General features: G+C 70.0%; 14 protein-coding genes, 1 tRNA gene, 1 pseudogene and 1 CRISPR repeat array. Of the genes and pseudogenes, 9 read left to right on the plus strand and 7 right to left on the minus strand.

Annotation, left to right across the window (positions count from 1 at the left end; genetic code table 11):
* Both ACFFF6_RS05755 and ACFFF6_RS05760 read left to right on the plus strand, forming a co-directional pair.
* Positions 1–867 carry a DNA-formamidopyrimidine glycosylase family protein gene (locus ACFFF6_RS05755; protein WP_376979040.1) on the plus strand — a complete coding sequence of 289 codons (867 nt, stop codon included), beginning with the start codon at positions 1–3 and terminating at the stop codon, positions 865–867.
* Positions 868–895: 28 nt separating this feature from the next.
* Positions 896–968: transfer RNA gene (locus ACFFF6_RS05760), tRNA-Arg, on the plus strand.
* 181 nt (positions 969–1,149) lie between these two features.
* Here ACFFF6_RS05760 and ACFFF6_RS05765 read toward each other — a convergent pair.
* Positions 1,150–2,532 (minus strand): annotated as a pseudogene (locus ACFFF6_RS05765) (IS1380 family transposase); the annotation flags it as partial.
* Positions 2,533–2,746: 214 nt separating this feature from the next.
* Here ACFFF6_RS05765 and cas3 point away from each other — a divergent pair.
* The 6 genes from cas3 to cas6e are packed head-to-tail and all read left to right on the plus strand — an operon-like array spanning position 2,747 to position 9,488.
* Positions 2,747–5,143 carry a CRISPR-associated helicase Cas3' gene (gene cas3 / locus ACFFF6_RS05770; RefSeq protein ID WP_376979042.1) on the plus strand — a complete coding sequence of 799 codons (2,397 nt, stop codon included), beginning with the start codon at positions 2,747–2,749 and terminating at the stop codon, positions 5,141–5,143.
* Between the two features lie 8 nt (positions 5,144–5,151).
* Positions 5,152–6,606, plus strand: coding sequence for a type I-E CRISPR-associated protein Cse1/CasA (locus ACFFF6_RS05775; RefSeq protein ID WP_376979044.1), 1,455 nt, complete (start codon positions 5,152–5,154; stop codon positions 6,604–6,606).
* A complete protein-coding gene (locus ACFFF6_RS05780) occupies positions 6,603–7,145 on the plus strand; it encodes a type I-E CRISPR-associated protein Cse2/CasB (RefSeq protein WP_376979046.1) in 543 nt (180 codons plus the stop codon). The genes ACFFF6_RS05775 and ACFFF6_RS05780 overlap by 4 nt, the downstream gene beginning before the upstream one ends.
* 5 nt (positions 7,146–7,150) lie before the next feature.
* Entirely contained in the window at positions 7,151–8,206 is a 1,056-nt protein-coding gene (locus ACFFF6_RS05785) for a type I-E CRISPR-associated protein Cas7/Cse4/CasC (protein WP_376979047.1), read from the plus strand.
* Positions 8,203–8,889, plus strand: coding sequence for a type I-E CRISPR-associated protein Cas5/CasD (gene cas5e, locus ACFFF6_RS05790; RefSeq protein ID WP_376979048.1), 687 nt, complete (start codon positions 8,203–8,205; stop codon positions 8,887–8,889). The genes ACFFF6_RS05785 and cas5e overlap by 4 nt, the downstream gene beginning before the upstream one ends.
* Positions 8,880–9,488 carry a type I-E CRISPR-associated protein Cas6/Cse3/CasE gene (gene cas6e, locus ACFFF6_RS05795; protein ID WP_376979050.1) on the plus strand — a complete coding sequence of 203 codons (609 nt, stop codon included), beginning with the start codon at positions 8,880–8,882 and terminating at the stop codon, positions 9,486–9,488. The genes cas5e and cas6e overlap by 10 nt, the downstream gene beginning before the upstream one ends.
* Before the next feature lie 107 nt (positions 9,489–9,595).
* A CRISPR array of direct repeats spans positions 9,596–13,529; the repeat unit is 28 nt; unit sequence CCGTTCCCCGCACACGCGGGGGTGAACC.
* 78 nt (positions 13,530–13,607) lie between these two features.
* On the opposite strand, the gene ACFFF6_RS05800 is transcribed toward cas6e, so the two are convergent.
* A complete protein-coding gene (locus ACFFF6_RS05800) occupies positions 13,608–14,369 on the minus strand; it encodes a hypothetical protein (protein ID WP_376979052.1) in 762 nt (253 codons plus the stop codon).
* Between the two features lie 291 nt (positions 14,370–14,660).
* On the opposite strand from ACFFF6_RS05800, the gene ACFFF6_RS05805 reads away from it, so the two are divergent.
* Positions 14,661–15,131, plus strand: coding sequence for a hypothetical protein (locus tag ACFFF6_RS05805; protein ID WP_376979054.1), 471 nt, complete (start codon positions 14,661–14,663; stop codon positions 15,129–15,131).
* 71 nt (positions 15,132–15,202) lie between these two features.
* Here the strand turns inward: ACFFF6_RS05805 and ACFFF6_RS05810 are convergent, their stop codons facing one another.
* From ACFFF6_RS05810 to ACFFF6_RS05830, 5 genes are all read right to left on the minus strand, one after another.
* Entirely contained in the window at positions 15,203–15,703 is a 501-nt protein-coding gene (locus ACFFF6_RS05810) for a mycothiol transferase (protein ID WP_376979056.1), read from the minus strand.
* A 7-nt stretch (positions 15,704–15,710) separates the two neighbouring features.
* Positions 15,711–16,391 carry an RIO1 family regulatory kinase/ATPase domain-containing protein gene (locus ACFFF6_RS05815; protein WP_376979058.1) on the minus strand — a complete coding sequence of 227 codons (681 nt, stop codon included), beginning with the start codon at positions 16,389–16,391 and terminating at the stop codon, positions 15,711–15,713.
* A 14-nt stretch (positions 16,392–16,405) separates the two neighbouring features.
* Entirely contained in the window at positions 16,406–17,245 is an 840-nt protein-coding gene (locus ACFFF6_RS05820; protein ID WP_376979060.1) for a DUF899 family protein, read from the minus strand.
* An 87-nt stretch (positions 17,246–17,332) separates the two neighbouring features.
* The gene (locus ACFFF6_RS05825; protein WP_376979062.1) at positions 17,333–18,346 is read right to left on the minus strand and encodes an NADP-dependent oxidoreductase; all 1,014 of its coding nucleotides are present in this window, start codon (positions 18,344–18,346) and stop codon (positions 17,333–17,335) included.
* Positions 18,347–18,452: 106 nt separating this feature from the next.
* Positions 18,453–18,839: a DUF1304 domain-containing protein gene (locus ACFFF6_RS05830; RefSeq protein WP_376979064.1), complete on the minus strand. Its 387-nt coding sequence runs from the start codon at positions 18,837–18,839 to the stop codon at positions 18,453–18,455.
* Positions 18,840–18,924: the final 85 nt, after the last annotated feature.

The following is an 18,924-nucleotide window of genomic DNA, read 5'->3' on the forward strand; positions in this document are numbered from 1 at the left end:
ATGCCCGAGGGAGACACCGTCCACCGGCAGTGCCGGATCCTCCATGAGGCGCTCGCCGGGGCGACCCTCACCCGGTGCGAGCTGCGGGTGCCGCGGCTCGCGGACACCGATCTGCGCGGCTGGCGGGTGCGGGAGGTGGTGCCGCGCGGCAAGCACCTGCTGCTGCGCCTGCTCCCGCCCGCGGACGGGGCCGGCGAGCCGCTGACCCTGCACTCCCATCTCATGATGGACGGCATCTGGTTCGTCGATGACAAGCCGCTGATCAGCTCCGACACCTCCCGGGCCCGGCGTCCCGCGCATACGGCCCGCGTGATCCTCGAGGCTCGGCATGATGATGGCCGCGTCGCCCGCGCGACCGGGTACGAGATCAAGCAGGTGCATCTGCTGCGCACCGCCGAGGAGGACAGCGAGGTCGGGCATCTGGGACCGGACCTCCTCTCCCCCGCCTGGGGCCCGGCGCTGCGGGAGCAGGCGGCGGCGAACCTCGCGGCCCAGGCGGATCTGCCGCTGGGACAGGTGCTCCTGGACCAGCGCGTCATGGCAGGGGTGGGCAACATCTACCGCAGCGAGCTGTGCTTCCTGCAGCGCATCTCCCCCTTCGCCCCGGTCTCCGCCCTCTCTGATCCCGGAGCGCTCGTCGACCTCGCCCACCGTCTGCTGGACCTCAACAAGGATCGTTCGGTGCGCGTCACGACCGGCGGCATGATGGGTCGCGGCGGCGATCTGTGGGTCTACGGCCGCGCGGGCCAGCCGTGCCGTCGATGCCGCGGCCGCGTGGAGCGCCGCATGATGGCCCAGCCTGACGTCGAGGGGGCGCAGCCCCGCGTCGTCTTCGTGTGTCCGCGCTGTCAGGGCGAGTCCCGGTAGACTCCCCTCGGCGCGCCGCGGCGCGCACGCCTCCGTAGCTCAGTGGATAGAGCAACGGCCTTCTAATCCGTCGGTCGCAGGTTCGAATCCTGCCGGGGGCACCCGATCAGGTATTACGCTCGCTGTGCATGGTGCTGTTGAGCGACGGTGTCGCCGGTGTTCGAGAGCCGATTCTGGCATCTGGGGGTGACGGTCTGCCGCATGTCGATCGCGGTCGTCGGGCGTCCATTCCGGAGGTCCTTGGCGAGTGCGGTCAACGACGGCGTCGGGAGCTATCCCGCCGGGGGCGGGCAGGTCGGCGAGGCGGGCGTGGCCGGCCTGGATGATCTCGGCCCAGAGCGACCGGTCCGAGAGATGTAGGACCCGCTGACGGGCATGGCGCGCGATAGTCGCGGGGATCTGGACCAGGCGGTAACGCACGCGTTTGGGTTCCTACCTTCTGGCGGGCTGGCCTGTGTCGCCGAGCAGCCCCGTCCAGGCGGTGATCTCACTGGTCTGGGCTACGATCTGGCACCAGATCCGGTTCTGTCCGAAACTTGTCAGGGGGAGGTCCCGCAGGCCCATGCCCTTCGCGGCCCGGATCCGGTCCTCGCAGCGAGCACGCCGGCGGTGACGAACCTCGAGGTCCGCGCGCTGGCCCTTGGTGGTGTTGGTCGCGAACGCGGTGAGCCGGTAGCCCTCGACGTCATCGAACCGCAGCTGCGCGCCGGGATGAGGGCGCTCGCGACGGACGATGGCGCGCATCCCCTCCGGCCAGTCCTGGTCGAGGTCGAGCAGCCCGGTCAGTTCTGCGACGTCAGCGCCCTCTAGGGCCTAGTCGTCGGAGTTGTAGGCCGGCTCCCTAACGTGCTCAGGGACCAAGCGGGGCAGTTGCGGCGTGTTCGCAGGCAGCGTGAACCCGACCGAGTATGAGACCCTGCGCTTGACCAGTTCCTGCAGCGTCTTCTTCGTCCCGCCAGGCCCGTCGATCCGAACCAGCACCTTCTTCCCGGGCCGGGACCCCATCCCCACCTGCGCCAGCGCAGCGGCGATCGCGCTCGCGTGGTCCGCTGCGGTGTTCGAGCCAGCGTTCCCAGCACGCAGGAAACAGGCCAGCATCTCCCCGGAACCACCGGGGCCATGGTCGACGAACGCCAGCACTGGATGGAACCCGAAACCTCTCTTGAACGTGGGCCTGGCCAGTTCCTTCTCGCTGTGAGAGGTCACCAGCGACGCGTCCAGGTCGATGACCAGCGGACCCTTCGCCGTGACGCCCGCACCAGGGGCGTGCTCCCCGGCCAGCGCCCAGGTGTTCTCGCGGGCTTTGCAACGGGCGGCACTGATCGCGCTCTCGACCACGTCGACGTCAGCGGCGGGGGTCCTCAGCAACAGTGAGACCGTCGCATCCGACGCGACGGAACCATACAGTTCCGGTTCCGCTCGCAGCGTCGCGACGTCTGCCAGGCGATCCCCACCGACCGCGAGCATGACCGCCAGGTCCGCGAGGACCTTTCGCGGATCATGACGCGAGAGCTGCTTACTTCACGGCGCCAGCGCCCTGGACAGGTCCGCGGCTAGGCCCGCCGCCCGCAGCGTCTGCGTCAGCAGCACCCCGCCTACCTGACCAGCCGCAGGCACCGACGAGACATCAACACGAGGACATCGATACAACCCGGTAGCATTCACCCTGAAGGTGCTCCTTGTACTGCGACGAACTGGACTCTAGACAAGCCCTATCCTCCCAGCTCAGGAGCACCTTCACCCATCACGAACCAGCGCGCGGGCACCTCAACGACGAAAGCCCGGGGCTGATGTCGGGACTGTCGAAGAGCTCGACTGTCCGGCCCGCACCGTACCGTCACGGTCGACGGGCCCTGCTGATCTGATCGAGGGAGCGACCGTGCCGGACCGTGAGCTGTGGGGCAAGTATGACCCCGCCACGCGGACGATCCACCCCCTGGTGTGCCACCTCCTCGACGTCGCCCACGTCGCGGGCGAGCTCTACAACCACCGCGCCACCAACGCGCTGCGGGAGAGTATCCCGTGTCCTGAGTTCATGCTCGCGGCCGCTCTTCATGACATGGGAAAGGCGACTCCGCACTTCACCGGCCAGCTGCTCGACGGGAGCCTCGTCCCCGCCGACCTCCCCTTCGACCCTGCCACCCACGCCTACCGGGGCAGGTCTTTGACCCACGAAGCCCTCGGCGCCGCAATTCTCCTGCGCGACTGGGGTGTCTCCCCCAGCACGACCCTCCTGAGCCGGATCATCAACGTCGAGCGCGGCGGATACCTCGATCCCTACGCCGCAGAGTCCGCGACACCCGCCCTGGTCAGCGCCGGCCCTGCATGGGACGAGGCACAGCGGAGCCTCATCGCGCGCACCGCTGAGCTCCTCAGCGCCGACGAGAACGGGCTCCGCGCCTGGCGGCCCTCCCCGATCGTCGCTCTCGAGGCCGCGGGTCTGATCAAGATCGCCGACTGGGTCGGATCCTACCCCGGGCAGTTCCCGCTCGGCCGCACCGGCACCGACGAGGAGTACGCGAAGACCTCCGCCGGCCGTGCCGCCACCGCCGTGCGCCGCTTCGCGCTCATCGGCGACTGGAAGCCCCCGCAGCACCGCGAGACCTTCGAGGACGTCTTCGGGTTCGCGCCCCGGCCCCTGCAGGAGGCCGTGTGGGGACTGCGGCCCACCGGGCCGACGATCACGGTGCTCGAGGACGCCACCGGCGCAGGGAAGACCGCCGGCGCCTGGGCCTGCGTCCTACGACATGCCGAAGCCGGCGCACGCGGCGTCTACGTCGCGATGCCGACCCACGCGACCTCCGCCGCGATCCACCCCAGCCTGGACGCCTTCCTCCGCGCCGCCGGGATCTTCGACCGCGGCGCCATGCTCACCCACCGCAACCCCACGCTCCGCACCGCCCCCTCGGCGTGGCTCCTCGGCCGCCACCGCGCCCTCGCCTCCCCCGTCGGCGTCGGCACCGTCGACACGCTGCTCCGCGCTGTGCTCCCGACCCCATACCGGATGGTGGCCCTCGCCGGTCTCGCCGGCCGCGTTGTCGTCTTCGACGAGGTGCACGGCTACGACCCCCGGATGATGCTCGAGTTCGAGACCCTCCTGGCCTACCTCGCCGCCCTCGGATGCCCCGTCGTCGTCCTCTCGGCCACGCTCCGTCCCGGCCAGCGCCAGAAGATCATCGCCGCCTACCGCTCCGGACTCCTCGGCGCCACCGTCGAGCCCCACGAGGCCCGCGACTCCTACCCGCTGCTGACCACCGCAGACGCTAGCGGGGTCCAGGAGATCGACGTCCCCTCGACCATGCCTCCCCGCAGCGTGCAGATCGACCGCGCCGACTCCACCGCAGACGTCGACCTTCCGGACCTGCGCACTGCCCCCGGAATCATCGGCATCGTCTGCAACTCCGTCCGCGGCGCCGTCACCGCCTGGAAGTCCGTCATCGCCGCCGACCCCGGCGCCCCGGTCCTGCTGCTGCACTCCCGCCTGACCGCCCGCGACCGCGCGATCCGCGAGAAGACCCTCCTGGCCGTCGCCGGCAAGGACGGCCACGAGACCGGACGACGGCAGAAGGGCCTGATCATCATCTCCACACAGATCATCGAGGAGTCCCTCGACATCGACCTGGACCTACTGATCACCGAGCCATGCCCCGCCGACAACCTCATCCAGCGCCTGGGACGCCTCCACCGCCACGACCGCGCCGGCAACCGTCCCTCCTGGGCCACCGAGCCCCGCGTCGTCATCGCCGAGGGCAGCCAGTACGTGTACGAGCAGTCCGTCCCGCATGCGCTCTTCGCGACCCGCCGCGACCTCGCCGACGCCACGACCATCGAGATGCCCGAACAGATCGTCCCCCTCGTCCGTGCCGCCTACGGCGACCGCCCCGACCTCGCCGACGACCCCGAATACTGCGCGGCTGTCATAGCTGCCGAGAAGGTGCAGGAGAAGAGAATCCAGGACAAGATCGCGCGCTCCCCCTGGTCCTCGCTCTCCGCTGCATGGCCCACCACCGACATTGTCGAGCACATCGAGACCCGACAGGGGACCCGATCCACGATGCTCACTGTCGTTCGTGACGGGACAAGCGTCCCCTCGCATCTGCCGGTCGACAGGACGGACTGGAATGACGGCGACGTCGCCGAAGCATCGGTGCCCGTCCCCGACTACATGCTCCCCCGCCTGCAGGTCCGCGACGCGTTCGACGCCGACGGTCGCCCCGACGAGACCAGGAAGCTCATCGACGCCACCTCCTACCACCCCACCATCGGACTCGCGTGAGGACACCCATGAACGCCACCTTCAACCTGGTCGACCGCCCTTGGCTCGATGCCCTCGACGGGAACGGCCGGCCCCGCCGAATCAGCCTCCTCGATGCCTTCACAGACCCCTCTCTCAGCCGCCTCGCCATGCGGACCCGCACCGCCGAGCCGCCCGCCTACCTGCTCCTGGTGAGCATCGCCATGGATGCCATGCGACCCGATCGCGACGATCCGCCGCTCGAGCTGGACATCGACGTGATCACCTCATACCTGGGCCGCATGCACGACCGGTTCGACCTGTTCCACCCGGAGCACCCCTTCGGCCAGGCCGCCTGGCTCGGCACCATCGACAAGGCCGCCAAGGTCCCGTACCAGCTCATCCGCGAGTTCCACACCGCACCGGAGAAGGAGCAGTACCTCGGCCACTACACACCCCAGACGATGACAGGGCTCCCGTCCGCCGACGCCGCACAGCACCTCCTCCACCACATCGCCACATTTCCGGGCGGAACAACGTCCACCGGTGACCCGTCGGAGCGCAACGGCAGGTCCGCGAAGGCTGCACCGATGCGCGGCAAGATCATCCATATCCCCCACGGCCGGACCCTGCGCGAGACGATTCTGCTCTCGATGCCCGACGCCGCCATCCTCGGCCGCCCTGCGTGGCACGCCGAGGGCCCCGACGGCATGCTCGGCCTGCTCACCGCGACCGTGGCCGCCGTATTCCTCCGCAGCGAGGACGGAGGAGCGACCGTCTCTCACGCCAGCATCGGCAATGCGTACTCCCGCGAACGCGACGGTGAGCGTTACCCGGGTGGGAAGGGCTACCCCGAGAGCCCGTTCCTCGGCTACGACGAGGACAACGAGGGCGGACCCGTGTACGCCCCAGATGGCAACGACGGCGCCTTCGACCTGTGGCGGAAGATCCCCAAACTGGCCAAGGCGCGAGTCCCGATCGCCGCCTCGGCTCGCGAGCGCAGCGCTCACCTGGGGCTCCCCCGACCAGCCGTCCGTCTCTACGCGATGAACGGGGTCGGGAAAACGTCCGCAACGTCCGTCTCGGAAGATCAGATTCCTCTGGTCCCTCCCGAGCTGCGCCTGGCCGCCGCCGAGCAGCTCACGACGCTGGACACCGCGATCACCAAGATCGGCGAGCACTTGGCCATCCGCACCGGAGCCCACCGGCACAGCGACACGACAAAGCCGCAGAAGAACCACTCCGCCCAGCACCGCTTCATCCGCCAGATGGAGCCCATCATGCGCGCCGTGCTGATGGACGCGATCTCTGACCCGGACCAGGGCGTCCTCTCCACCGACCGCGCGAAGGCGGTCCGGACCGCCGCCATCGACATCTACGTCACCGCGACACCGGGGTGGGATCCCATGCGCGCGGCGGAGGGACAGCGTCGAATCCTGCAGATCATCACGCGCTTCCTCCCGATGCTCTCCACGAAGACCACCACCGAGAAGGAGACCCGATGACCAGCCAGACAGAGTCGACCGAGGCGTCCCGCGACGATCAGCTGATCGCCCGGGTCCGCGCAGCCTCCGACGACCGGCGAACGCTCCTCGCCCTGCGGAAGTCCGCGACCGACCCCCTGGGCGCACACCCCGATGCGATCGCGCTCCTCGGAGACCTCGCCCCGCACCCCGGCACGATGCATGGGCGGATCCGGTACCTCGTCGTCGCCCTCATGGCCGACCACATCTACGCCGCCGGCCACACCTCCGCCCAGGACATCCGGAGCATCGGAGCATCGGTCGCCCGCATCGCCCACCCGGCCCTCGCAGAACGCCACATCACCACCCTCACCCGGACGCCCCGCACGGCCCTGCTCGCCGAGATCCCGCGCGTCACGTCCGCCCTCGCCCGCGACCGCATCGCCGTCCCGTGGCGCCAGCTCCTCTACGACCTGGACACCCCCGACCACCGATTCGAGCAGACCCAGCGCACCTGGGCCTACCACTACACCTCCCACCAGGCCATCGGCCAGACCAAGAAGACCGAGAAGAAGGGCTGACCAACATGTTCATCGATATCCACACCCTCCAGTACATCCCGCTGTCCTGCATCAACCGCGACGACGCCGGCATGCCCAAGACCGTCACCATCTCCGGGGTCCGCCGCGCCCGCTGGTCCACCTACTCCCAGAAGCGGCTCCTCCGCATGCGTCTGCGTGAGCTCCTCCCCAAGGGCTCCACGTCGATCCGCACCCGGCGCCTTCCCGCCCTCGTCGCGGAGGAACTGAAGCAGCTCGGCGCCAGCGAGACCGTGGCCGCCGCAGCGATCGAGTCGCTGCTGACGCACTTCAAGCAGCCCGCGAAGTCGGAGAGGAGCGACGGGCTCAGCACCGCCGTCATGGTCACCATGCCCGACGGAACGCCCCGTTCGCTCGCCCGGGCCGCGATCGAGACCGGCGGCAAGCTCGACAAGGCGACGATCAAGGAGAAGCTCGAGGAGGCCGTCCCGCTGGACGTGGCCATGAGCGGCCGATTCATCGCCGAGGTCGACACGCGCACCGACGGTGCACTCTCCGTGGCCCACGCTGTCGGCACCGGCCCCGACGGCTACGTCTCCGAGTTCTGGACCTCCGTGGACGACCTCGCCGGAGAACAGGGGCACGGCGGCTCTGGAGGCATGGGCTCGCAGGGCCTGACCTCCGGGGTGCTGTACCGCTACGCGAGCATCGATCTGCGCGAACTCGACAGCCGCATGGATGCGGCCGGAACGTCTCCCACCTCGCGGGAGGAGCTGCTGCGGCTGACGATCAGCGAGTTCGCGCGGCTGCGCCCGGAGGCGATGAAGCGCTCGAGCGCGCCGTTCACCGAACCGTCCCTGGTGCAGCTGGATGTCTCCGAGGCTCCGCGCTGCCTCGTCGACGCGTTCTCGGAGCCCGTCCTCGGGCAGGACGTCATCGCGGACTCCATCACCCGCCTGATCGAGCACGCGGACACGATGAACCGCCTGTACGGCGGGCCCGCGCTCACCCGCCGCGTCAGCACCCAGGACCCGGAGTCGATCCCGTTCGCGACGGCTCTGGAGGACACCCTGGCGCACGTCGCCGGCGAGGGCAGCCGATGAGAGCGCTCGTCCTCCACTTCGATGCGCCGATGATGTCGTGGGGGACGGAGGGGCGGCTGACCAACCGCGACGCCGGCACCCGCCCCACGCTGTCCGGGATCATCGGGCTGATCGCCAACGCGCTCGGCCGCGGCCGAGACGACGACATGGCCGATCTCGCCTTCGACCTTGTCACCCGGGTGGATCGGGCCGGGCATGAGGAGCGGGACTACGTCACCATCGGCGGGGCCACCGGCATCGGCCAGGCACCCAAGGCGCCCGGAAAGCGGCCGGGCGTGTCCGATACGGGGAAGGTCTCCGTGCGGTATCTCCTCGCGGACGCGGCCATGGTCGCCGTCATCGGACAGACCGAGCAGACCATCGACCTCGACACGGTCCGCGACGCGCTGCTGCGCCCCGCCCGCACCCTGTACCTCGGCCGCCGCTGCTACCCCATCGGCGCGCCCGTCGTCCGCGGACCCGTCGTCGAGACCGACAGCCTCCAGTCCCTCCTGGAGACGATCCCGCTGGCGCCCCGGCACGACGACACCGTCTCGGTGACGACCACCAGCACCGACCCGATGGCCGAGATGCGCATGGAGCGACCCGTCCTCGGTCGCCGGGCCTTCATGCCGCGTCTGACCGAGACGGTCGCGCACCCCGCCGCCCGATTCCCCCTGCCCGAGGAGCAGTCATGTACCTGACCCACCTCAGCCTCCCTGACCGCGTCATCCCCGACGTGCACATCCTGCACACCCTCACCATGGCCGGCTTCCCGAACCTCGAACTCGGGTCCCAGGCCCGCGCGCACTTCGGGGTGCTGTTCCAGGTCGTCGGCGACCGCGACATCATGGTCCAGTCCGACGCGGAGCCCGACCCGGAGACCTGGGACGGCCTCGGGATCACCGTCACCACCCGTGTCGTGGACCGGCAGGTCGCCGCTGGCCAGCAGTTCATGCTGCGGACGGTCGTGAATCCGACCCGTTCGGTCCCTGCTGGCCCGGGGAAGCGCGGCTACCGCGTCGGCATCCACGATGACGACGCGGCGACCGAATGGGTGACCCGGCGCCTCGAGGCTGCCGGCTTCCATGTCGAGCCCAACCAGCTGCGCGTCGGCCCGGAGATCTCCATGCGCTCCCACCGCAGGCGCTCGCTGCGCGTGGACACCCGGGAGGTCACCGCCCAAGTCACTGTCTCCGATCCCGATCCGGCCCAGCAGACAATCCGGACCGGCCTCGGGCGCTCCGCCGCCTACGGGTGCGGCATGCTCCTCCTCCGCCCCGCGGCCGCCATGGCCACATGACCACATGACCACATGCCACGTCGAGAGCGTTCCGCGAGATGTCGGTCCCGCCCACCAAGTTGCACGAAAACGAGGGATGCTCGGGGGAACGCTGCAGGTCAGCAAGCCCGTTCCCCGCACACGCGGGGGTGAACCGGGGTGTCAGCTTCGGAGCTGCTCGAGGGCGAGCCGTTCCCCGCACACGCGGGGGTGAACCGCCGCGGTCATCCGTCCATGTGTGCTCCACGAGCCGTTCCCCGCACACGCGGGGGTGAACCCAGCTGGTACTCCAGCAGCGGCCTGTTCCGGCACCGTTCCCCGCACACGCGGGGGTGAACCCATCTCCCCCAAGGTCTCCAAGGCCAGCAACGCCCGTTCCCCGCACACGCGGGGGTGAACCCAGGTGGATCGCCGACTTGAACACCGGCTGGTTCCGTTCCCCGCACACGCGGGGGTGAACCCGAGACTACGAATCTACGAGAGCGCGAGATTGGCCGTTCCCCGCACACGCGGGGGTGAACCCGTGATGTCCTGGCGGATGCCGACCACGAACTTGCCGTTCCCCGCACACGCGGGGGTGAACCCCGGGAAAGAGTATCTGACGTGCAGAAACGTCGCCGTTCCCCGCACACGCGGGGGTGAACCGGAGAATGCAAACGCATGAGCATCAACGACATCCCGTTCCCCGCACACGCGGGGGTGAACCCGAGGCCGTGGTGGTGGAACCTTCTCAGCCGCGCCGTTCCCCGCACACGCGGGGGTGAACCGGGCGACTTTCTGACTGGCGGTGATCTGCTCAGCCGTTCCCCGCACACGCGGGGGTGAACCCAGTTCGCTCAGCTCGATAATCGTGTTGACTCGCCGTTCCCCGCACACGCGGGGGTGAACGCCGCGTCAAGTACTGGTCGATGACCCGGCTCGCCCGTTCCCCGCACACGCGGGGGTGAACCGGTCATCGGCTCATCCAGGTGGATCCAGTGCGGCCGTTCCCCGCACACGCGGGGGTGAACCGGCGCTCGATGATGGTCTGCATGACGCCGGCGACCGTTCCCCGCACACGCGGGGGTGAACCGAGCTGGCCATGGACCTGTCCGAGGAGGAGCGTCCGTTCCCCGCACACGCGGGGGTGAACCCTGCGTCTCGATGCGCACCATCTCGGGGGAGTACCGTTCCCCGCACACGCGGGGGTGAACCGCGGCGATGAACTCGGCGTTGGCCGCTCTCTGCCCGTTCCCCGCACACGCGGGGGTGAACCCGTGTCGGTGTTGAAGCCCATGCGCCGGTCGTACCGTTCCCCGCACACGCGGGGGTGAACCCGCCGCGGCATGTTCGTCCAGGACGATGTCGAGCCGTTCCCCGCACACGCGGGGGTGAACCGGGGGCTCGCGAAGCCTCGTGGCGATGACTCCTCCGTTCCCCGCACACGCGGGGGTGAACCCTCGACGCGGGCCGTCGTCACGAGCTTGTAGACCCGTTCCCCGCACACGCGGGGGTGAACCGACCCTGTCCCCGGGGTAGTCGAGGAGGTCGCCCCGTTCCCCGCACACGCGGGGGTGAACCCGGCATGAGCCCCCTGGACGTTCCCCTCGGCATCCGTTCCCCGCACACGCGGGGGTGAACCCACGTCGCGGGAAGCGTCGGGGGTGGCCCTCAGCCGTTCCCCGCACACGCGGGGGTGAACCGACGGGCAAAGCTTGGGCAAAGCTCGGGCTAAGCCGTTCCCCGCACACGCGGGGGTGAACCCACCTCAAAGAGCAGCCGGATCGGGGCCATGAGCCGTTCCCCGCACACGCGGGGGTGAACCGACCATCGAGTTGCGCTCGGCGATGAAGGACATCCGTTCCCCGCACACGCGGGGGTGAACCCGGCCTCAAGGTCGTCCCGCTCGCCCTCACGGTCCGTTCCCCGCACACGCGGGGGTGAACCCCGCTGGCGCGTGCACATCCGCAACATCAACCCCCGTTCCCCGCACACGCGGGGGTGAACCCTGCTTGGTCAGATTGATGATGTTCTCATCCTGCCGTTCCCCGCACACGCGGGGGTGAACCCGCGATCCGCGCGGGGGAGATGATCCCCCATGTCCGTTCCCCGCACACGCGGGGGTGAACCCTCCGACGGCGACTACTCGGTCGACTACGAGTTCCGTTCCCCGCACACGCGGGGGTGAACCTATCTAGGCGCACGCGGTACGCCCACTCCCGATCCGTTCCCCGCACACGCGGGGGTGAACCCTGCCAGACGGTCAGCTCATCGAGCCAATCTTGCCGTTCCCCGCACACGCGGGGGTGAACCCCCGTCGCGCGACAGAACCTTCACCGTCTCGGGCCGTTCCCCGCACACGCGGGGGTGAACCCATCAGGTGGGCTACGTCGGACTGCTGGTAGAACCGTTCCCCGCACACGCGGGGGTGAACCCCGCCTCGTCCTCGGGCGTGTCCGCGATCAGGCCCGTTCCCCGCACACGCGGGGGTGAACCGCTGGCGGAGGAGATCGTCCAGGCCCGCGAGCACCGTTCCCCGCACACGCGGGGGTGAACCCACACCCCACCCAAGGGTCAGCTCAGGGACGCTCCGTTCCCCGCACACGCGGGGGTGAACCGACGTACGTGATGACGGCGCGCGGCCTGTGGCGCCGTTCCCCGCACACGCGGGGGTGAACCCTCCCGGTACGCGCGCCCATCCGCGGCCCCTCCCCGTTCCCCGCACACGCGGGGGTGAACCGTCGTCTGCAAGGTTGGCGACGGCCAGTACAAGCCGTTCCCCGCACACGCGGGGGTGAACCCGAGCTTGAACTCGTTGTCCCGCCGCGTCTTGGCCGTTCCCCGCACACGCGGGGGTGAACCGGTCGCAGACAACGAAACGTCCCGCACGCTCACCCGTTCCCCGCACACGCGGGGGTGAACCCGAACATGTCAGCGGAAGAAGCGGCAACCGCACCCGTTCCCCGCACACGCGGGGGTGAACCGACCAGATCGGGGAGGCGTTCGCGTCCCGGAACCCGTTCCCCGCACACGCGGGGGTGAACCCGCCGCGGCCGCGGTCAAGGTCGATGCGACCGCCCGTTCCCCGCACACGCGGGGGTGAACCGCCCGCGCAGAAGCCGAAGCCCTCAGCTCCCGCCCGTTCCCCGCACACGCGGGGGTGAACCCTGCACCTGCATCTGCTGGGCGTTGTTGACGGCCCGTTCCCCGCACACGCGGGGGTGAACCGAAGTCTGGTACGGGCACGATTGTTAGTTTGGCGCCGTTCCCCGCACACGCGGGGGTGAACCTGTCCGGCCCCCCTGCCACCATGCCGGAGACAGCCGTTCCCCGCACACGCGGGGGTGAACCCGCCGCCTCGTGACCCCGTGGGAGCCCGTTGTGCCGTTCCCCGCACACGCGGGGGTGAACCCGGAGAAGGATCCGGGGCTGCTAGAAGCTGATGCCGTTCCCCGCACACGCGGGGGTGAACCCGTCCCGCGCCTTCGCGTAGGCCGCCTCGGCGTCCGTTCCCCGCACACGCGGGGGTGAACCCATGGCGATGACCTCGGGGCCGAGCAGCTCGCCCCGTTCCCCGCACACGCGGGGGTGAACCGGCTGGGGCGATTCCGTCGCAGACAATCTCGACCCGTTCCCCGCACACGCGGGGGTGAACCCGCGTTGACGAGCGCGTCGCCGGCCGTCTTGTACCGTTCCCCGCATACGCGGGGGTGAACCCTTCTCACCCTCGGCCGCGTCAAGCTTTGCCTGCCGTTCCCCGCACACGCGAGGGTGAACCGCGGTCAGGCCGCCGACAGTCTCCTCAATGGAACCGTTCCCCGCACACGCGGGGGTGAACCGCGCCAGGCGCGCCGCTCAGCGGCATCGGTCGACCGTTCCCCGCACACGCGGGGGTAAACCCATCACGGTCACGCGCTTCGATTGGGCGGGCTGCCGTTCCCCGCACACGCGGGGGTGAACCCACCGGGCGGGAGGCCAGCCGATGAGCGCCCAGCCGTTCCCCGCACACGCGGGGGTGAACCCTTCGGCTTCTTCCGGGGGTCATCCCAGTGGTGCCCTTCCCCGCACACGCGGGGGTGAACCCACCTTCGCGTTCCCGGGGGCCTCGGAGATGCCCCCTCCCCGCACACGCCTAAGAGCTCCAGGACGTTCCCGTCCGGGCTACGCAGAAGCTGTGGGTCCAGGCGTCGCCGACGGCACGTCCCCGCGGGCGGTGTTCCGTCGCTCCAGGGACCGCGACACCTGCCCCGCCACGACTGTGAGGATGGCCGCCACGACCAGATAGGTGAGGGTGCTCAGGATGTTGTCCATCGCCATCGGCCCCGCGGCAGGCGGGATCAGACCCGTGACCTCGTTGGCGGTGGCCAGGGCATCGATCCAGGGCACGAGGGACATGAGGCCCGTCATCGCGACCAGGAACAGGGCCAGGATCATCACCCACCAGGAGCGACGGATCGCGAGCCACACGGCCATGACCAGGAACATGAGAGGGACCAGCGGAAGGCCCGCCGCCCACGCATAGCCGAGCCCCACGGAGTAGCGCCCCTGCCCCAGCAGATACATGGACGCCAGGGTTCCCGGAAGCAGGATGCCGAGGCAGAATGCGGCGGCGCCCACCAGGAGGACCCATCGTCGCCGTCCCTCCGGCAGCGCCAGCAGTGCCAGGCACACCAGGGCGAGGACGGCGGGAGTGAAGAACCACCGCGCGAGTCCCATGGTGATGCCGACGAACAGGACGGACACGGCGAACCCGGAGAACATCCCCGCGACCAGGCCGACGCCGCCCAGCACGGCCAGCTGTGACATCACCGCGCCGAACGTGATGAAGGTCGGCGCGTCCACCACCTTCCAGTTCCCGTGGTTGTCCCGGATCGTGGTGTCGTAGGTGTACCCCGTCCTGGGGGACGTCCACAGCTTGGACACGCGGTCTCCTCTCAAAAGGCTCAAGACGCCGTCGACGAGGACCATTCTGCCCCGGACCGGGAGGAGACGGGCGGCCGGGCTCCCGCCATTCAGGGCCCGCCTTGACTTGATCATCCGCACCCGCTCCGAGGTGGACCGGAGCTGGATCCAGGGTCGGGTCCTGGGGAGATACGCTCGCGGGAAGCCCTGGGGTCGGCGAGACGCCTCGATCCTCGGGGGCGATCGGCGCACTCGCTCCCGCAGCATCGGGGCGCCGTTGATATCGGCACCCGGCGAGAGGAGGCCTGACGCATGCGGGAGAAGGACGTCCTTCGAGCATGGATCCTCGAGGAGCATCGCCTGCTCGAGCTGACCCCGCGGTTCCGCGGCGAGGTCACTCGGATCCAGGCGCAGACCCGTGAGGAGCTCGCGCAGGCGCAGTCGACCGGCGACGGGGAGATGAAAGCCCTCGCCTCCGAGATCGCGTTCCACGATGCGCGGCGTAGGATCCGCCGCGCTCGACGGACGCACAGCGCCGAGATCGCCGAGCTCGATCTGACCCGCTGGCGGGAGCTCGCAGAGACCTGCGCCCGCGGTCCTCTGCCGCTGGAGAGCGCACGGGCCGCGGCCCGTCGCGCCGTCTCCTTCTGGATGCCGACCGGCCTCGGCGCGGCGTCCGTCGCGTCACTCAGCACACACTCAACGTTCGTGCAGGCCAGGGCATCTGTGCTTGCCGCGGAACGGGACGGAGCGCGAGGACGCCACCGCCCCCACGGTTCGTGACAGCTCGGTGCAGGGCACCGCATCCATCAGCTCGTGAGGCTGCGGGGCTCCCCTGCGCGCGCCTGCAGCGATCACAGCACCAGATGCTGCCCGCCGTCGGCCAGCTCGCGGGCCACGTCCAGCTGCCCGGCGTGGATGGAGGTCTCCACCAGGTGGTGCAGCAGGATCGTACGGACGTCGGCGAAGGCTCCGCTGCTCTCCCACTCGGGTTCGGGCCGCTTCGGAGGCGCGTCGAGCGACACGGATCGGATGATCGCATCGGTCGCCGCGCACGCGGCCCGATACTCGTCGAGGACCGCCGGGCCCGTCATTCCCGCCGGCACCTGCCAGTCGCCACGGTCCCCGTCCGGCCAGTAGTCGAGCGACCCTCCGGCGACGACGACCTCGAACCAGTAGCGCTCGTCGGAGAGCGTCAGATGGCGCACCAGACCCAGCGGCGACCAGTCCGAGGGCACGTGCACGACATGACGATCCGCCTCGGCCATCGCCTCGACCTGAGAGATCACATGGTCCCGGGAGGACTGCAGCGAACGGAGGAGCTGTTCGGTCTCGGGCGCCGGATCGGAGTGCATCGGCTCATCATGTCATCGGTCCGAGCTCGGCGAACCGCTGCATGACCCAGTCCCGCCTCGTGCGCCACGAGTCGATGGCGGGAGATCCCGGGGAGCACTCGGCCACCCTGATCCCGAACGCCGACAGGAGGACATCTCGCCCTCGTCGAGGGTCGGGATCGTGACCACAGGCGCGCCAGAACGTCGGCAGGAGCGAGGCCGCATGCGGATAGTGGTAACGGACGATGAAGTCGAACCAGAAGGCGTCCAGGTCGGGGTCCGTCAGGGCCCCGCACCATTCCCAGTCGATGACACGCACACCCTCGTCCGTGACCAGCAGGTTCTGCGGACCGAAGTCGCCATGGACGACGCCGTCCCTCCCCAGGTCCTCCAGGACACGCCCGGCGCTGCGCATCAGGCCCTCGGCTTCCGTGCTCTGCGGCGCGCGGAGGATCTCCGCCCCGTTCACACCCCGGATCAGCCTGGTGACGACGCGGAGCTCGGACCGGCTGCGGTCCACCAGCTGCGGCGGGTACCCGGTCCCGGCGAACCGCTGCAGCGCCTCGACCTCGCGCGACCATCTTCGCGCTCCGGAGGGGCCGGAGAAGATCTTCTCCACCCCGGCCTTCGTCGACCTGGTGTCGTTGGTGAACCCGTGCTCCGGCGTGAAACCGCCGGTCGGCGCCGGCTCAGGGTCGGCGTCCGGCACCGGGCCCGCGGACCTCACGCTTCAGGGCCGCTGCAGCAGTCGTCATGGCGCCCCGTCGTGGTCACGGGCGTCGCCCCCGGCCGGGTCCACTGCGGCACAGGCCTGCCCGTCGGCCCCCAGGTTGGGACGCCGTCGGCGTCGGTGCGCCAGAAGACGCTGATCGGGAAGCCGTGCCCGCCGATCGGGGCGCCGGACTCGATCGGGGCAGGCCAGCCCTCGGGCACCTCCTGCCAGCCCTCCCGCCGCCCGTACGGGGTGAGGTCCATCATCGCGAGCTCGTACGCCATGAACTCGGTGCCGCGGCCGGTCATCGAGTAGGTGAGGAAGACCCGCTCCCCCACCCGCAGGAAAGAGCACAGGTGCCCCATGTCGCCGCCGATCGGCTCCGGCAGGCCGCGCACGGAGTACCAGGGCTGTGGGTAGCCCATGAAGTGCACGAATCGTTCGACCTCGTCCCAGGCCCCGGTGGTGAGGATCGCGAAGGAGATGCCGCGCGCGGCGAGGTAGACGGTCTCGCGGGTGTTCCAGGCGGTGATGGTGCAGCCCTCGCACTGCCCCTGATGGGGCGCGCCGTCGTGCCACATGTGCTTGTAGACCAGCAGCTCCTCGCGGCCGGCGAAGAGCTCCCGGAACGGCACCGGCCCGTCGGGACCGGTGACGGGGGTGTCCCCGTCGATCTCGACCATCGGCAGGCGCCGCCGGGCGGCGGCGATCGCGTCGCCCTCCCGGGTGTGGGCCTTCTCGCGGTCCAGCAGCTCGTCGCGGGCGGCCTGCCAGGTGGCGGCATCGACGACGGGCGGCCTGCCCGGAATGGTCTCGAGCGGCTCGCGGTCGTCATCGGTGACGTGGGACATGGTGACCTCCCGGCGTGGCGGTGCTCCGTGCGCCCAGTATGGCGCGCGCGGAGCACCACGGCCAGAGGCCCGCTGCTCTCCTCGAGCTCAGATGCGCACGAGCATCTTGCCGATATTGCCGCCGCGCATCATGGCGAGGAAGGCGTCGACGGTGTGCTCGATGCCCTCGACGATCGTCTCGTCGTAGACGATGCCGCCGTTCTCGAACCAGGTGGTCATGCGCTCCTGGAACTCGGTGGAGAGGTCGAGGTGGTGTCCCAGGGTGAACCCGCGCAGGGTCAGGCCCCGGGTGATCAGGTTCGCCATGTTGTCGGGCCCGGCCTGGACCTCGGTGGAGTTGTAGCCGGAGATCGCTCCGCACAGGGCGGCGCGCCCGCCGTCGCGGAAGGCATCGAGCGCGGCCTCGAGGTGGTCGCCGCCCACGTTGTCGAAGAAGACGTCGATCCCCTCCGGCGCGGCCGATGCGAGCTGCTCGCGGACGGGACCGTCGTGATAGTCGAAGGCCACGTCGTAGCCGTACTTCTCCGTGAGCAGAGCGACCTTCTCGGGAGAGCCTGCGGAGCCGATCACGCGCCCCGCCCCGAGGTGGCGAGCGATCTGACCGGCGGCGGTGCCGACGGCTCCGGCGGCCCCGGAGATGAACACGGTCTCGCCCTCGCGCAGGGAGGCGATGCGGACGAGGCCCACGTAGGCGGTCATCCCGGTCATGCCGAGCACGTGCAGGCGCACCGACAGCGGCAGCCCGGGGATGTCGGGGAGGATCCGGAACTGGGCCGCGTCGCCCTGCGCGTGGTCCGACCATCCCTGCTGATGCAGCACGAGGGTGCCGATCGGCACGGAGTCGAGGGTCGTGGCGACCACGCGGCCGATCGCGCCGCCGGTGATCTGCGCCCCGATCGCGTAGGGCGCGACGTAGCTGCGCGCATCGCTCATGCGGCCGCGCATGTAGGGGTCGACGGAGACGAACTCGTTGCGGACCCGGACCTCTCCGGGGGCGAGGTCCGCGAGAGCCGTGTGCTCGATGCGGAAGTCCTCCGCGGTCGGCCATCCCACAGGGCGGGAGGCGAGCAGGATGCGGGTCGCGGTGGGGTTCTGGGTCATGACGATGTCTCCTCCTGGATGGAGCGCGGTCGTGGGGCGAGGGCCGATGGTGCGATCTGCGCCGGGAGACGACCCGTGAACCGGGCCGACCGCTCGGCGCGCGGCGTCACAGCGTCAGGCCGAGGGCCAGGACGATGATCCCGGCGGCCGGGATCACGCCCTGCTTCAGGGCTGCGGAGCGCTTGTCGGGGCTCGAGAGCAGGAGCACGAGGGAGGCGGCGACCATAGAGCCGGCACCCATGAGCACGAGGGCGGCCCCGGCAGCCGTCTGACCGACGGCGAGGAGAACGGTTCCCACGGCCACGCCGATCGCGAGGAAGAGGTTGTAGAACCCCTGGTTGAAGGCCATCTCACGGGTCGCGGCGGCCTCCGCCTCGCCGATGCCGAAGACGCGGCGGGTCTTCGCGCTGGTCCAGGTCAGGGACTCCATCACAAAGATCAGGACGTGGATCAGCGCGCCGACGGCGGTGAGCACGAGGCCTGCAGCGACCACGGGGGCCTCCTCCCCGGCGCTGTCCGTCGCCGGTCCAATACTGTAACGATCATTCCACTATAGGATGGCTCGACCGCCGGAGGGA

Source organism: Brachybacterium hainanense (assembly GCF_042434575.1).
GTDB classification, from domain to species: domain Bacteria; phylum Actinomycetota; class Actinomycetes; order Actinomycetales; family Dermabacteraceae; genus Brachybacterium; species Brachybacterium hainanense.